The sequence below is a fragment of the Cupriavidus sp. 291-E7 genome (assembly GCF_057798835.1).
Map to the genome: position 1 here is coordinate 105,843 of NZ_JBYOJV010000019.1, position 13,771 is coordinate 119,613.

Genomic DNA, 13,771 nt, shown 5'->3' on the forward strand with positions numbered 1-13,771 from the left:
TGGCGCAAGGAAACCGAATTAAGAGTTTTGGACCGGGATGTTGAATGAAATCGGCAACCGCCGGCGTCAAAGACCTTGCGGCAGCAAGGTGCGGACGGCGTCGCGCATGACCCGCGCCAGCAATTGCTGCCGTTCGCGTGGCATGCGCGCCAGCGTGGTGGCCACGCTGATGCCGGCCACGGGTTCGCCGTCGCGGTCCGCCACCGCCATACCCACGGCGAGCGCGCCGCGCGTGGCGTGATTGCCGATCACCGAATACCCGCGTTCGCGCGTGGCGCGGATCAGGATGCGCATGCGATCCGGCGTCATGCCGCCGTATTGCGCCAGCACCTCGGCATTCGTAGCAATCACATCGTCCACGGTCGGGTCCGGCAGCGCGGCCAGCAGCGCCAGGCCCGCGGCGCCCACGCCAAGCGGCTGGCGCGTGCCCACCTGGATCACCAGTACCTGCACCGGATGCGTGCCGACATGCCGCGCAATGCAGCGCGACAGCGATCCATCGCGGATGATGCCGAACGCCGCATCGCCGCAGTTCTGGCTGATGCGTGCCAGCACGGGGTTGAGCCTTTCGGCCAGATCGGCCGATTCCCCGCGCTGCGGCAAGGCCGCCAGTCTTGGCCCCTTTCCGTAGCGGAAGCGGCCACGCTGTACCACGTAGCCACACTCGATCAGCGTTGCCAGCAGGCGGTATACGGTGGGCCGCTCCAGACCGGCCGCGCGGCACAGATCCACCACGCGCAGGCCATCCTTGCCGCCGGCCAGGATGGCGTCCAGCAGCGTCAGGCCGCGTCGCAGGGCACGGGTGCCCTCCTCGGCGGGCGGCGGCAAAACGTCCGCCTGCCGGACGTTTCGATTCGCAGTACGAGAGGTCATCGGAAAGAATTTGCTGGCCGGAAGCAGTCCGCAGTATGCCGCACATCGAGCAGACGGACGCGCACTGGCCACGATATTCGATAACAGGAGACAGCCATCATGACCATCCGTAGCGCGGCGCGCAGGCGCCTGATCAGCCATGCCCTTGTTCTTGCCACCGCGCTGGCGTGCGGCCCTTCCCTGGTCCGGGCCGCCGATGCCGGCTATCCCACGCGGCCGGTGCGGCTGGTGGTGGGCTACGCGGCAGGCGGCGCCACCGACGTGCTGGCGCGGCTGGTGGCCCAGAAGATGGGCGAGGCGCTGGGGCAGCCGATGGTCGTGGAAAACCGGGCCGGCGCCAACAGCAACGTCGGCGCGGAGGTCGTGGCCAAGGCCGCGCCGGACGGCTACACGCTCTACGTCTACACCATCGCCAACACGATCAACGCCACGCTCTACGACAAGCTCAATTACGACCCCGCAAAGGATTTCGAACTGGTTGGCATGATCGCCAGGATTCCGAACGTGCTGGTGGTGAACCCCAGCCTGCCGGTCAAGAGCGTGGCGGACTATGTGAAGCTGGCGAAGTCATCGCCGAACGGGGTGACGTTCGCCTCATCGGGCAGCGGTTCGTCGATCCATCTGTCCGGCGAGATCTTCCGCGCCCGCAGCGGCGCCAACATGCTGCACGTGCCCTACAAAGGCAGCGCACCGGCCGTGACGGACCTGATGGGTGGACAGGTCCAGTCGATGTTCGACAACACGCCGTCAGCGCTGCCGCATGTGAAATCCGGCAAGCTGCGCGCCATTGCCGTAACCAGCGCACAGCGCATGCCGCTGCTGCCCGACGTGCCGACCGTGGCCGAATCCGGCTATCCCGGCTTCGATGTCCAGTCGTGGTTCGCCATCTCCGCGCCGGCCGGCACCCCGCGACCGGTGGTCGACCGCCTGAACGCCGCCCTGAACAAGGCACTGGCCAATACCGAAGTGCGCGACCGTCTGCGGGACCTGGCGGCCACGCCCGAGCCTGGCACGCCGGAACAGTGCCGCACCTTCGCGATGTCCGAAATCAAGCGCTGGCACGACGTGGTGCAGCAGTCGGGCGCTCGCGTCAACTAAGGAGTCCGAGAATCCCATGCTTCCGATCGACCTGTTCTGGCGTGCTGCCGACCGCTGGCCCGACAACATCGCCATCGACGCGCCCGACGGCCAATACCGTTATCGCGAGCTGGCTGCCCAGGTGGCGGCCCTGGCCACGCATTTCCTTCGCATCGATCCCGCGCCGCAGCGCTGCGTAGGCATCTGCGCCGGCAACTCGGCGCAGCACATCGTTGCGTTGCTGGCGGTCCTGGCCAGCGGCAAGATCTGGGTGCCGCTGAATCCAAAAAGCACGCAGCCTGAATTGCGGCGCATTCTCGATGCGACCGAACCGGGCATCATCGTGCTCGATGCCGGATGTGAGGCGCTGCTGGACGGTGCACCGGGGACGCGCATCTATACGGACCACGCACGCGCACCGGGGCGCGGCGAAACGCTGGCTTCGGCCATCGTCCAGTATCCCGATGCCGCGCGCCCAGTGCTGGACCTGGACCGCGATGCCACGCAGGCCATCAAGTTCACCGGCGGCACCACCGGCGCACCGAAAGGCGTGATGCAGCCCTATCGCGCGTGGCTTGCCAATATCGTCAACCAGATCCACGCCTGGGGCTTTACCGGGGCGGATCGCTACGTCATGGCGGCCCCGATCACGCACGGCACCTCCACCTATGTGATGCCGATCCTGGCACAGGGTGGCTGCCACGTGATCATGGAAGGCAGCGGCGCCGAAGCCGTGCGGACCGCGTTCCGCCATCGCGGGGCAACCATCTGCTTCATGCCGCCGACGCTGATCTACATGCTGATGGCGCTACCCGGCGCGTCCCGTGCCGACTACCCCGCGCTGCGCCGCCTGATCTATGGCGGTGCACCGATGCCCCCGGAGAAGATCCGCCAGGCACGCGAATTCTTCGGCCCCGTGGTGGCCACCACCTACGGCCAGACCGAAGCGCCGCAACTGCTGACCGTCATCGGCCCCGAGGATTTCGACGACGAGCGCAATCTGGCCTCGGTGGGCCGCGCTACCTGGTTCAGCGATGTCGCCATCATGGCGCCCGATGGTCGCCTGCTGCCCCCCGGCGAAGTCGGCGAAGTGGTGGCACGGGGCGATCTGGTCATGACCGGTTACTGGAAGCGGCCGGACCTGACGGCCGCGACGATCGTCGATGGCTGGCTGCATACCGGCGACCGGGGCCTGATCGATCCGCGCGGCTACCTGTACCTGAAGGACCGCCTGCGTGACGTGGTCATCACCGGCGGCTTCAACGTCTACCCGATCGATGTGGAAAACGCGCTGGGCCAGCATCCGGCCGTGCACGAGTGCGCCGTGTTTGGCGTGCCCGACGACAAATGGGGCGAAGCCGTACACGCCGCCGTGCAATTGCGCGACGGCTGCGAGGCCGCCGCCGCCGACCTGATCGCTTTCGTGCGCGAGCGGCTTGGTCCCGTGCAGACCCCCAAGCAGATCCACTTCCATGCCAGCCTGCCGCGCTCGACCGTCGGCAAGGTGCTCAAGAACACCGTGCGCGACCACGCCCTGGCCGAGTTGCCCACCACCGGAGACCAATCATGAGTCAGCAAGAAAAACAAAAGCCGGTGACCCGGCTCTGCACCCATACCCTGACCAGCCTACACTACCGCGACGCCGATCTCGTGGAAGACCTGCTGGGCAAGAAGACCTTTACCGAGGTGATGCTGATGCAGATCCTGGGCCGCACACCGCGCCCCGTGGACATGCGCATTGCGGACATGGTGCTGGTCGTGCTGATGGAACATGGCCTGACGCCCAGCGCGATCGCCACGCGGCTGATCTATATGAGCGCCCCCGAGAACCTGCAGGGCGCGGTCTCCGCCGGGCTGCTCGCTGTGGGCAGCTCGTTTGTCGGCACGATGGAAAACTGCTCGGTGCTGCTGGACCGCATTCTTGCCGCGCAGGACCCCGATGCCGAAGCACTGGCCATCGCGCGCGACTGCAAGGAGAGAAAGGCGCCGGTGCCGGGCTTCGGCCACCATCTGCACAAGCCGGTGGACCCGCGCGCCTACAAGCTGCTGGAGCTTGGCCAAGCCGAAAGCGAACTCGGTGGCGCGCACATCGGTGCGTTGAAACGCCTGTCGGCAGCCGTGGACGAAGTATCGGGCCGCCCGATCACGATCAACGCCACGGGTGCGGTGGCCGCCCTGCTTGGCGAAATCGGCGTGCCGACCGCCGTCATGCGTGGATTCGCGGTGATTTCGCGCGCGGCGGGGCTGGTCGCGCATATCGTCGAGGAGCAGCAAAGCCCATCGGGGCGCTACATCTGGGACGTGGTCGAGGAAGCCATTCCATACGCCGGCAACGCGCCCCACGGAGACGGCAGATGAACGCCCTGCCGTTGAGCCTGCAAGACCGGACCGTGTTCGTAGCCGGCGGCGGCTCGGCAGGCCCCGGCTGGAGCATCGGCCGTGCGGCCAGCCTGACCTATGCGCGCCTTGGCGCGCGGGTCTGTGTGGCGGATCGCGACGCAGCGTCGGCTGCCGAAACCACCGCGCTGATTCGCGCCGAAGGCGGCACGGCGGAAACGTTCGTCGGCGACGTGGCGGTGGAGGCCGATATCGCGCGCCTGTTCGCCGCGGCACGCGAGTGCTTTGGTCCCATCGATGTGCTGCACCATAACGTGGGCATCGGCAAGCCCGGCGGCCCCCTGAACACCGACATCGCTGACTTCGACGCCGCCCACAACGTCAATGTGCGCAGCCTGCTGCTGGCATCGCAGCAGGTATTGCCATCGATGGTCGAGCGCGGGCGTGGCGCCATTGTCACGATTTCGTCGGTGGCGGGACTGCGCTACCTCGGTTACCCGCACCTGTCCTATTGCGTGACCAAGGCGGCCGTGATCCAGTTCACGCGCATGATCGCGCAGCAATATGCGGCGCACGGTATCCGTGCCAATTGCGTGGTGCCGGGGCTGATCGATACGCCGCGCATCGCGCATACCGTGGCCAGGCAGTTCTCGGAGACCAGCCTCGACGATGCGCGCGAAGCACGCAGCAGGCAGGTGCCGTTGCAACGCATGGGTACCGCATGGGACGTCGCCCATGCGTGCGCGTTTCTGGTGTCGGATGCGGCGGCCTATGTCACCGGCACCGAACTGGTGGTCGATGGCGGCCTGACCGGCAAATACGTATAGCGCCGCGCGCCTTAATGCAGCTCGACGTCGGCGTAGGCGGCGGTAGTGCTGATCGAGGCATGGCCCAACTGCTCCTGCACGGCCTTGCGCGCCATGCCTCTGGACAGCGCATGGGCGCCCGCCGTATGCCGCAGCCAGTGCGCGCTGGCCTGCGCAAGCCGCACGGCTGCCGTGGGATCGTCGTCGGCCAGCCATTGCCCCGCGCGCGTGAAGCAGCGCTTCCAGATCGCGGCCACCTGCGCGACCGACAGCGGCACGTCGTCCGCACCCTGCTGAACACGTCCGATCAGCGGCGTAGTGGCGGGCAAGCGCTCGAAGTCTCGTCCCAGTCCGCGCGCCTCCATGTGATCGCGCAAGGCATCGATGACGGTCTCCGGCAAGGCATTGGTGCGTGAACGATTGCCGGGCACGCTCAGCTTCCACCCATCGGCCAGCGCCAGATGGCCAACCAGTGCCTGCGCCTGCTCCGAAACGCGGAGTCCCGTGGCATGCGCCAGCCGGAGCATGAAACGCAGCCGTGCCGCACGGGGATCGTCCGCCGGCAAGTCTCCGACGTACCGTTTCAGATGCTGCCATTGGGTACGTCCAAGACTGCGATCCACCTGAATGCGCGGCGCGCTTTGGGCATCCGGCATCGCGGCCGATTCGAACGGATTCGCTTGCAGGTGCCCTTGCCGCACCAGCCATCCGCAGAGCGCCTTCAGGATCTTGCCCGCGTGGCGAATACTGGCCGGCGACAACGGGCCTTCGAACGGCCGCCAGTCATGGCGGTCCCGTGGTGTGCCGCGTGGCCCCACCCATTGCGCGGCCGGCTGCGGGTCGGCCAGGAAAGCCAGGTATGCGCCGCAGTCTTCCGCGTCCAGGCGGCCCAGCGTCTTGCCGCGCGCGAAAACCGTCCAAAGCAGAAAGCGCTCGGCCTGTGTGCGATAGCTGCGCCAGGTGTGGCTGCCCTCTGGCTGATAGCCCTGAAGCCATGCCTGAACGGCGCCCACATCCGACTGGGCCGCCGCGTGTTTCAGCGATTCGAGCGGGGCCAGATTCGGCGGCAGCTCGGGCGCGCCAGCTTCCAGCGACTGCGCGCGCAGCCATGCCTCGATCTCGCGCGCCGTCGCGTCACCGATGCCCTGCGCGTGGCGATACCAGTGACGCGCATCGGCGGCCACGGCCGTCCGTAGCGCGCCTAGCGTCGGCCATCCCGCATCGGCCAGCCGCGTGGCAACGGCGGGCGTGAACCAGCCCGCAACGGCGTCGCCGGGTGATGGGTGCGCCAGCAGCAGCGGCTGCAGCGCGTCCAGCGCCCGCAGCAGCTTGCGCTGCCTTGTCTGCCTGGCCGCGCCGCGCTCGCCGGACGGCGGCACGATCATGGCCAGCCACGTTTTCTCGGTCAGGATCGTGGCTTCGCCATCGTGCCGGGGCCGCGTTGCCAGGCGCTTCACGCCGCGCACCAGCTCGCCTTCGATCCAGGCCAGCGTGGTACGCGCCTGGCGCAGGTCAAGGCCCGGCGTCAGATAGCGCGTGGCCAGCCGCCCAAGGTCGAGACCCTGCAGATGACCGCGGTAATAGGCAAAGTGATGAGGCCCGAGCAGGCGCGCCGGGGCAACGGGCGGCCGCTGGCGGCGGCGTGCTGCGGCGCTGGGTACGGCTTGAGACAAGGGACTGGAGCGAAAACGGCAAAGGGCGCGATGATACCCGATTGGCCCGGTCAGCCAGCGTTGGACGCGGCAGGTAGCCGCACGCTGACCGCCAGCCCGCCCAGCGGAGACTTTGCCAGCGCAAACGTGCCGCCATAAAGCGCGCTGACATCGCGTACGATGGCCAATCCAAGGCCGCTACCGTCGGCGGACTCGTCGAGCCGCGTAAAGCGCTGCGCCGCCTGGATCATGACGTCGTCGGGCATGCCGGGGCCATCGTCTTCGATGCGGATCTCCACCTCGTTCTCCGATGGCACCAGCGCAACGCGGATCCGGCCCTGCGCCCACTGCCAGGCGTTATCGAGCAGGTTGCCGAGCATTTCCACAAGGTCCTGGCGGTCGCCCGCAAAGCTGGCCTGTCCGTCGATCTGGACCGCTATTGGCTTGTCCGCATGCAGCCGCTGCAAGGCCCGCACGAGTTCTTCCACGGCGGGCCGGATCGCCACGGCGTTGCCTGCCGCCCCGCCGGCCCCCGCCGCCCTGGCGCGCGCCAGGTGCCGGTCCACCTGCTTGCGCATGGCATCGACCTGCTGCGCCACGCGCTGCGATGCAGGCGCGGGCAAGGTGGCGGCATCGTTGGCCAGGATCGCCAGCGGCGTCTTGACCGCATGCGCCAAATCCGCCGCCTGCCGGCGAGATCGCTCGACGGCCTCATGATTGCGCCGCAGCAGCAGGTGAATCTCGTCGACCAGCGGCTGGACTTCGGCGGGCCAGTCGCCCGGCAGCGTCGGTTCGCGCCCCGCCTGCAGCCGCGCCACCGCCGCACGCAATCGCGCCAGCGGCGCCAGTCCAAAGCGCACCTGGGCCCAGACGGCGCCCAGGATGCCCACGCCAAGCACCCCTAGCGACAGCCACAGCAAATGCCGGAACGACCGCTTGGCCTGCCGCAGCTCCGTGCGGTCCAGCGCGACGGTGATGTCGACGAACGCGTCGCCACCGGTCAATTGCAGCCGTCGCGTCTTCACCAGCAGCGACTGGTCCTTGGGGCCGACGCGCACGTCGGCATCGCCAAGACCGACTTGCCGTTCCACGGCGGCCGGGATATCGACGTCCCACAGCGACCGCGAGCGCAGCGTCTGCGTGCCTGACGACGCCTGCCAGTAGGCGCCCGAATACGGCAGTTCGAAGCGAGGATCGGCCGGCTGCCGTGTCAGTTCGAGTTGATTGTCGCCACGCCATTCCAGCGCGGCGGCCAGGCTGGTCAGGTCGCGGTCCAGCTCCGTGATATAGGTGCGGTCGACATGCCGGCCGAACAGTGTGTCGAGCAGCCATCCCGTAGTGCAGAGCGTGCCCGCAACCCACAGCGTGGCGATCAGCAGCAGGCGCCGCGCGAGCGAGGCGCGCTTCATGCCGCGTCGGCCGGCGGGCGCATGCGATAACCGAGGCCGCGCACGGTTTCGATCACGTCGACGCCAAGCTTCTTGCGCAAGCGGCCGACGAAGACCTCGATCGTATTGCTGTCCCGGTCGAAATCCTGCGCATAGATATGCTCGGTCAGCGTGGTCTTGCTGACAATCTCGCCCTGGTGGTGCATCAGGTAGTCCAGCACCTTGAACTCATGCGCGGTCAGCGTGACGGGGCTGCCGTTCACGCTCACCTGACCGCTGCCGGGCGCCAGCAGCACCGGGCCACAGGCCAGCGTCGGCGACGTACGGCCAGCGGAGCGGCGGATCAGCGCGCGGATACGGGCGAGCAGTTCTTCGGTGCGGAATGGCTTGGTCAGGTAGTCGTCGGCACCGGCATCGATGCCCTCCACCTTTTCCACCCAGCTATCGCGCGCGGTCAGGATCAGCACCGGCACGTCATTACCGGCCTGGCGCCAGCGCTTTAACACGGTCAGGCCGTCGAGCCGGGGCAGGCCCAGATCCAGCACTATCGTGTCGTAGGGGTGTTCGGTGCCAAGGTGCTCGGCGTCGATGCCGTCGGCGGCATGGTCCACCGCATAGCCGGCCTGGCCCAGCACCTGCATTAGCTGTGCCGCCAGCGTGCTTTCGTCTTCGACTAGCAGGATGCGCATGGCGGTCAGGGCTTGCGCGCGCGTTCGAGGTCGTGGCCCTTGGCCTTGAGCAGCCTGGCGTCGCGCGCATCGTATTCGAGCTTGGCGATGGTGCTGGTGGGCAACAGCAGCTTGACTTCGTACTTCCAGATGCCGTCGTCGCGGTCGAGCTTCACGTCGATCACATCACCGGCGTACTGGCGAGACACGGTTTCGAGGATGCGCGACAGCGGCAGGATCTCTCCCGAGCGTAGCGCTGCGCGGGCGCGGTCGGCATCGGTATCGGCCAGGGAAACGCCAGCGGTGCCCGCCGCGCCAAGCACGGCCAGCAGGATCGCCACACGGGCAAGGGCACGCCACCGCGTGGCGGGGCGGGACCGGAAAGAGACGGATGAGGATGGGGGCGAGGCAGTCATCTGCGGCATTGTTCGCCGGGTAAGCTGAACGGCGCCTGAACGGATTGCTCAGGTGCCATTCAGGTACCACGGCGCATGATGCCCTCAAGATTCCCACAACCTCGGCACCATGTCACGTTCCCGCAAACTGCTTACCTCGCGCTCCCCGGTTCTGCGCACCCTTGGCGCAGGCCTGGCCCAGCTTGCGCCGCTGGCCGTGGCGATGGCCGGGGCCGGCCTGCCCTTCTGGCTCCAGACGCTAGGCCATTAGGACAGGCTGCATCCCCGCCTTTGCCTTTACGAGCCGACCGTCACGAACACCGGGTTCGAATAGAACCACAGGTCGTTGTAGTTGCGCGCGTTGATCGCGTTGAAACGCGCGTCGGGTTCCGTCACGGTGGTCTTCTGGTCGGGCAGCGGGTTGCCGTTGGACGTTTCGCCGGGCACGTTCATGCCCAGGTTCGTGCCGCGCAGACGGAAATACTGGTTCTTCGTGGCCGTGTAGGTATAGGTCACGGTGTTATACCCGTCCTTGTCCAGCTTCCAGTCCGTCGACGTAAACGTGGCGATCACCTTGGTCGAATCGTTCGTTTCCTTGCTGTAGCCCGGCGTACCAGTCGCGGCGCGCGGCGTCACATCGCCAGCGATCAGGTCGACGTGATCCACCACGGGGCGCATGTTGACATTGACACCGCCATTGATCGGGTATTGGTAGTTGTTGTGGTCCGGGCTCTTGAAGCGGATGGTCACGGTGACCGTCTCGCCCGCCTTGGCCTTGAGTTCGCCGCCCATCTCGCTTTTACCGGCGCCGCTGGCGATGTTGAAGTCCAGCGCATTGATCAGGTCACCGAAGACCGAGAACATCTTGCCGGAGCGGACGCCTTCGAGCACGCCCTTGATGCCCGTGTTCCGGTTATCGATCCAGACATAGGTCTTGGCGTATTCGCCCGGAAAGTAGCCGCTGCTGTTCGTGCCAACGGTCTTGAAGTGGTGATCGGAGTCACCCACGTTCCAGAACCGGCGGCCGTCGCCAAGCAGCGCGTCCCAGATGCCGCCGACCTGCGCCACCACGTAATCCACGCCGCCGTAGACACGGTTCTTCAGGTTGGCGTCCACATAAGTGGTGGCGTAACCGCCACGGTCCGGTTCCATCTGGTTGCCGACCATGCCTTCCACCGCAAAGGCGATCTTCGGCGCCGTGTCGTTGAACTCGCGGTAGTCCGCCGCCGTGTACTTGCCCGTGTTGCGCGACGGATGGTTGATCAGCGCGTAACTGGTGTCCGGGTAGTTGTCGCGCAGCCAGGCCACGGCGCGCACCGCGTCCGCGTGCGTGGTGTAGCCCTTGGTGCCGGTGGCGTTCCAGTTGGCCACGTCCACGGCATCAAACTGGGCGGCCGGGCGATCAGTGAAGTAGTACTCGAACTGGTTCGCGGCCTTCGTGGCCGTGCCGAGCGGGCTGCCCGTGAAGATGCCCACGTTCATATGGTCGTGGGTCGGCATGTCCCATTCGAAGGCCGAAAAGATCAGCTTGCTGAGATAGCTGCCGTTGACCTGCAACTGGCGAACCGCCGGAATCTCGTAGTCCGCCATCGCCTTGGAGAATGGCAGCGGACCGCCGACGATGGCCGTGCCGTTCTGGTCTCGCGTGGACACACGCAGGTGGTTGGAGATCGCGGTCCAGTCGAGATTGTTGGAGATCATCGCCTGGTCCAGCACGTCGACGAGCTTGCTTTGTGCATCGTCGGACTCGGTCGTGTGGACATGCAGATCGCCCGTGGTCCACTTGCCCGTGACCTCGGCAACTGGCGTCGAAGGCGCGGCCGGCTGGGTAGCGGGCGGCGTGGTGGTGTTACTCGCGCTGGTGTCGTCGCCGTTGCAGCCATAGAAGCCGAAAGCGACGGTCATGGCGGCGGCCAGGCCGATGGCGGACTTGATGTGACGCATTAGAATTCCCCGTTTACTACTTGATTATTCGACCATTTTTAGCCGTGCGTCTTCGGCCTTGAAGTCAAACGTCAACGGGAATTGCGTGCCCAAGGTCCCAGCCGCACTGGCAAGGATTTGTGCACGCGATGATGGCGGCGTCACATGACACCCAAGTGATGCTTTGGTGATATTTCGGCGTCGGGCGCCGAATCAGAAGACCAGCGTGGCAGTTGCCATGACGGTTGCGGTACTGTCCAGCCGGTTCTTGCTGGTCACAGTGGGCACCCATCGCAGGCTGAAGGAGAGCGGCGCCTTGCCGCCGAGCTTGGTGTCGTAGGTGATGATCGGCCCGATCGTGAAGTCGTGGCCGCGGAACCCGTTCAGCCGATCGGCGATGGGGCCGGTATCGTCGCCCAGCTGCTGGACCGTACCCATTACCAGACCAGCGCCCCAGTTGCCAAACTTCTTCACGCCCATTACGTCCAGCGTGAATAGCGGCGCGTTCTGGTAGTTGGTGGCGGAGTTGCGCGTGTAGAATTGGAACGCCGCCACGGCGTTGAATTCCAGCCCGTATTGCGGCATCAGGTGCGTGAAGGCGACCTGCGGCACGAAGGTCCAGGTATTCAGGCTCGGATTGGCCAGTGCGTTCTTGTCGTACTGTCCCGTGGGCGCCCAGACATTGAAGCTCAGCGCCATATGGCTGGTCTTCGAGAAGTGGTAGCCGGCAATCAGCGGCGAGAAGTAGATGTCATAGAGATTTGACGCACGGTCCGAACTGCCACGCGAGAACGCTCCATTCGTGCCGGTAAAGGCGGCGTTGGCATGCACCGTGGTCCAGACGTACGGCAACGTAAAACTCGATGCGAAATTCCATGCGCCCGGGCCGGTGTCCCAGACCTTCATCATCGTCGCCAGCGTAAATGCGACCTTGGCGTCGATACCCGCGGTCGTGCGCCCGCCAATCGCCACTTCGCGGCCGGAGCTGATCGATCCGTCCAAATAGAGCTGCTGCAGGTTGGCGATCCAGACCGGTTGGTCCGGGATCACGCCTACATTGGGCGACACGCTGGTGCCAGCCACCGGCCGCCCCAGCGCGCCCTCGGTGGCGTGCGCGGCCAGCGGTGCCAGCAGCCCGGTTGCGGCCATTGCGGCCATCGCACCGAGGAAGGCCGAACTTGCGCGTTTCATGAGGTTTCCTTGCGAGGGCATTCACCATGCGGATGCAGAATCCTCGCAGATTCCAACCCCATTGGAATTCACTTTTCTAGGTTGCCGAGTTGAATGTTTTCTTCGTGTTTATGGTGCATCGCCCCGGAAAACGCCGCCCCGATCGATCCAATAAAAAAGGTTCTTCGGAGAATTCCGGGGACTGAATTGCCACATTCCGTATCCTAATGGCCGTTAAGACGGCTGTTGAGGAACGGGATGCTGGATCGGAAGACGCTGCAGGCCTTGGGCTGCTGGGATGGCTACAGGCTGGATCGGGTGGTATGGCCTGAAGGGGAGAGCCGTACGCTGGCGCTGTACTTGAAGCCAGTCAGCAAGGTCATGTACTGCGAGGAATGCGGATCGAAGTGCCGGCAGGTCCATGAAACGGTGGTGCGGCGCGTGCGCGATCTTCCGCTGTTCGAGTACCGGGTGGTGCTGCATGTCCCCCGCAGGCGCGTCTGGTGCGATCAATGCGGGGGGCCGCGACTCGAGCGGCTCGAATGGCTTGGGCGCTACCAGCGTGTCACAGCCAGGCTGGCGCAGGCCTGCGGGCAGTTGCTGCGTCACTGCACGGTGCAGGCCGTGGCGGCTTTCTATGACCTGGGCTGGCATACCGTCAAGACGATCGACAAGGCGCGCCTGCGCGAGGCAGTCGTCGAGCCGGACTGGTCCAGCATCCGCTACCTGGCCATGGACGAATTCGCGCTGCACAAGGGCCATCGCTATGCGACGGTGGTGGTCGATCCGATTGGGCGGCAAGTGCTCTGGATCGGTCAGGGCCGCTCGCGCGAGACGGCGCGCGCCTTCTTTGCGCAACTCCCGGCAGGCGCGGCAGAGCGCATCGAGGCCGTTGCCATCGACATGACGACCGCCTATGAACTGGAGATCCGCGAGCATTGCCCGCAGGCTGAGGTGGTCTTCGACCTCTTCCACGTCGTGGCCAAGTACGGGCGCGAGGTGATCGACCGGGTCCGTGTAGATCAGGCCAACCGCCTGCGGCACGACCGTCCGGCCAGACGGGTACTCAAGTCCACGCGCTGGCTACTGCTGCGCAACAAGGAGAACCTGAGCGACCCTCAAGCCGTGCATCTGAACGAGGTGCTGCAGGCCAATCAGCCGTTGCTGACGGTCTACATCCTGAGAGACGAGCTCAAGCGGCTGTGGTTCTACCGCCGCCCGGGATGGGCGCAAAAGGCGTGGGAGCATTGGTGTGAACAGGCAAGCCAGAGCCGGATTCCGGCTCTCGAACTGTTCGCCCAGCGCCTGAAAGCCTATTGGCACGGCATCATCGCCCGATGCCGGCACCCGCTGAACACGAGCGTCGTAGAGGGCATCAACAACACCATCAAGGTCATCAAGCGTAGGGCCTACGGCTACCGCGACGAGGAATACTTCTTCCTGAAGATCAAGGCTGCCTTCCCCGGAATTCCTCGTTGAACC

Annotated in this window: 13 protein-coding genes; 6 read left to right on the forward strand and 7 right to left on the reverse strand. The window is 65.9% G+C overall.

Going from position 1 to position 13,771, the window contains the following annotated elements:
* Positions 1 to 66 precede the first annotated feature (66 nt).
* Positions 67 to 873, reverse strand: a complete 807-nt coding sequence (locus AC3FLX_RS26920) for an IclR family transcriptional regulator (protein ID WP_488700395.1) — start codon at positions 871 to 873, stop codon at positions 67 to 69.
* Positions 874 to 972: 99 nt separating this feature from the next.
* Here AC3FLX_RS26920 and AC3FLX_RS26925 point away from each other — a divergent pair, with 99 nt between their 5' ends.
* From AC3FLX_RS26925 to AC3FLX_RS26940, 4 genes are read left to right on the forward strand one after another with little or no spacing between them, the layout of a single operon-like run.
* Complete coding sequence (locus AC3FLX_RS26925) at positions 973 to 1,971, forward strand: Bug family tripartite tricarboxylate transporter substrate binding protein (protein WP_488700396.1); 999 nt, start codon at positions 973 to 975, stop codon at positions 1,969 to 1,971.
* A 16-nt stretch (positions 1,972 to 1,987) separates the two neighbouring features.
* A complete protein-coding gene (locus AC3FLX_RS26930; protein WP_488700397.1) occupies positions 1,988 to 3,520 on the forward strand; it encodes a class I adenylate-forming enzyme family protein in 1,533 nt (510 codons plus the stop codon).
* Positions 3,517 to 4,308, forward strand: coding sequence for a citryl-CoA lyase (locus AC3FLX_RS26935; RefSeq protein ID WP_488700398.1), 792 nt, complete (start codon positions 3,517 to 3,519; stop codon positions 4,306 to 4,308). The genes AC3FLX_RS26930 and AC3FLX_RS26935 overlap by 4 nt, the downstream gene beginning before the upstream one ends.
* A complete protein-coding gene (locus AC3FLX_RS26940) occupies positions 4,305 to 5,114 on the forward strand; it encodes an SDR family NAD(P)-dependent oxidoreductase (protein ID WP_488700399.1) in 810 nt (269 codons plus the stop codon). Before AC3FLX_RS26935 ends, AC3FLX_RS26940 begins: the two co-directional genes overlap by 4 nt.
* A gap of 11 nt (positions 5,115 to 5,125) precedes the next feature.
* Here AC3FLX_RS26940 and AC3FLX_RS26945 read toward each other — a convergent pair whose 3' ends face one another.
* Genes AC3FLX_RS26945 through AC3FLX_RS26960 form a run of 4 tightly spaced genes read right to left on the reverse strand, consistent with a single transcriptional unit; the run spans position 5,126 to position 9,217 of the window.
* On the reverse strand, positions 5,126 to 6,766 hold the full coding sequence (locus tag AC3FLX_RS26945; protein WP_488700400.1) for a site-specific integrase: 1,641 nt from the start codon (positions 6,764 to 6,766) through the stop codon (positions 5,126 to 5,128).
* Between the two features lie 50 nt (positions 6,767 to 6,816).
* Complete coding sequence (locus AC3FLX_RS26950) at positions 6,817 to 8,154, reverse strand: sensor histidine kinase (RefSeq protein WP_488700401.1); 1,338 nt, start codon at positions 8,152 to 8,154, stop codon at positions 6,817 to 6,819.
* Positions 8,151 to 8,822, reverse strand: coding sequence for a response regulator transcription factor (locus tag AC3FLX_RS26955; RefSeq protein WP_488700402.1), 672 nt, complete (start codon positions 8,820 to 8,822; stop codon positions 8,151 to 8,153). The genes AC3FLX_RS26950 and AC3FLX_RS26955 overlap by 4 nt, the downstream gene beginning before the upstream one ends.
* A 5-nt stretch (positions 8,823 to 8,827) precedes the next feature.
* Complete coding sequence (locus tag AC3FLX_RS26960; RefSeq protein ID WP_488700403.1) at positions 8,828 to 9,217, reverse strand: PepSY domain-containing protein; 390 nt, start codon at positions 9,215 to 9,217, stop codon at positions 8,828 to 8,830.
* 109 nt (positions 9,218 to 9,326) lie between these two features.
* On the opposite strand from AC3FLX_RS26960, the gene AC3FLX_RS26965 reads away from it, so the two are divergent.
* A complete protein-coding gene (locus AC3FLX_RS26965) occupies positions 9,327 to 9,467 on the forward strand; it encodes a hypothetical protein (protein WP_488700404.1) in 141 nt (46 codons plus the stop codon).
* Positions 9,468 to 9,493: 26 nt separating this feature from the next.
* Here AC3FLX_RS26965 and AC3FLX_RS26970 read toward each other — a convergent pair whose 3' ends face one another.
* Together AC3FLX_RS26970 and AC3FLX_RS26975 are read right to left on the reverse strand one after the other, a co-directional pair.
* Positions 9,494 to 11,140 carry a CehA/McbA family metallohydrolase domain-containing protein gene (locus AC3FLX_RS26970; RefSeq protein WP_488700405.1) on the reverse strand — a complete coding sequence of 549 codons (1,647 nt, stop codon included), beginning with the start codon at positions 11,138 to 11,140 and terminating at the stop codon, positions 9,494 to 9,496.
* 192 nt (positions 11,141 to 11,332) lie between these two features.
* Positions 11,333 to 12,310: a SphA family protein gene (locus tag AC3FLX_RS26975; protein WP_488700406.1), complete on the reverse strand. Its 978-nt coding sequence runs from the start codon at positions 12,308 to 12,310 to the stop codon at positions 11,333 to 11,335.
* Between the two features lie 237 nt (positions 12,311 to 12,547).
* On the opposite strand from AC3FLX_RS26975, the gene AC3FLX_RS26980 reads away from it, so the two are divergent.
* Positions 12,548 to 13,768, forward strand: a complete 1,221-nt coding sequence (locus AC3FLX_RS26980; RefSeq protein WP_488694692.1) for an ISL3 family transposase — start codon at positions 12,548 to 12,550, stop codon at positions 13,766 to 13,768.
* Positions 13,769 to 13,771 lie beyond the last annotated feature (3 nt).

What these genes read in the sequence shown, in the direction of transcription:
- AC3FLX_RS26920 (WP_488700395.1), bottom strand. Translation starts at nt 873, where the DNA reads ATGACCTCTCGTACTGCGAATCGAAACGTCCGGCAGGCGGACGTTTTG.
- AC3FLX_RS26925 (WP_488700396.1), top strand. Translation starts at nt 973, where the DNA reads ATGACCATCCGTAGCGCGGCGCGCAGGCGCCTGATCAGCCATGCCCTT.
- AC3FLX_RS26930 (WP_488700397.1), top strand. Translation starts at nt 1,988, where the DNA reads ATGCTTCCGATCGACCTGTTCTGGCGTGCTGCCGACCGCTGGCCCGAC.
- AC3FLX_RS26935 (WP_488700398.1), top strand. Translation starts at nt 3,517, where the DNA reads ATGAGTCAGCAAGAAAAACAAAAGCCGGTGACCCGGCTCTGCACCCAT.
- AC3FLX_RS26940 (WP_488700399.1), top strand. Translation starts at nt 4,305, where the DNA reads ATGAACGCCCTGCCGTTGAGCCTGCAAGACCGGACCGTGTTCGTAGCC.
- AC3FLX_RS26950 (WP_488700401.1), bottom strand. Translation starts at nt 8,154, where the DNA reads ATGAAGCGCGCCTCGCTCGCGCGGCGCCTGCTGCTGATCGCCACGCTG.
- AC3FLX_RS26955 (WP_488700402.1), bottom strand. Translation starts at nt 8,822, where the DNA reads ATGCGCATCCTGCTAGTCGAAGACGAAAGCACGCTGGCGGCACAGCTA.
- AC3FLX_RS26960 (WP_488700403.1), bottom strand. Translation starts at nt 9,217, where the DNA reads ATGACTGCCTCGCCCCCATCCTCATCCGTCTCTTTCCGGTCCCGCCCC.
- AC3FLX_RS26965 (WP_488700404.1), top strand. Translation starts at nt 9,327, where the DNA reads ATGTCACGTTCCCGCAAACTGCTTACCTCGCGCTCCCCGGTTCTGCGC.
- AC3FLX_RS26970 (WP_488700405.1), bottom strand. Translation starts at nt 11,140, where the DNA reads ATGCGTCACATCAAGTCCGCCATCGGCCTGGCCGCCGCCATGACCGTC.
- AC3FLX_RS26975 (WP_488700406.1), bottom strand. Translation starts at nt 12,310, where the DNA reads ATGAAACGCGCAAGTTCGGCCTTCCTCGGTGCGATGGCCGCAATGGCC.
- AC3FLX_RS26980 (WP_488694692.1), top strand. Translation starts at nt 12,548, where the DNA reads ATGCTGGATCGGAAGACGCTGCAGGCCTTGGGCTGCTGGGATGGCTAC.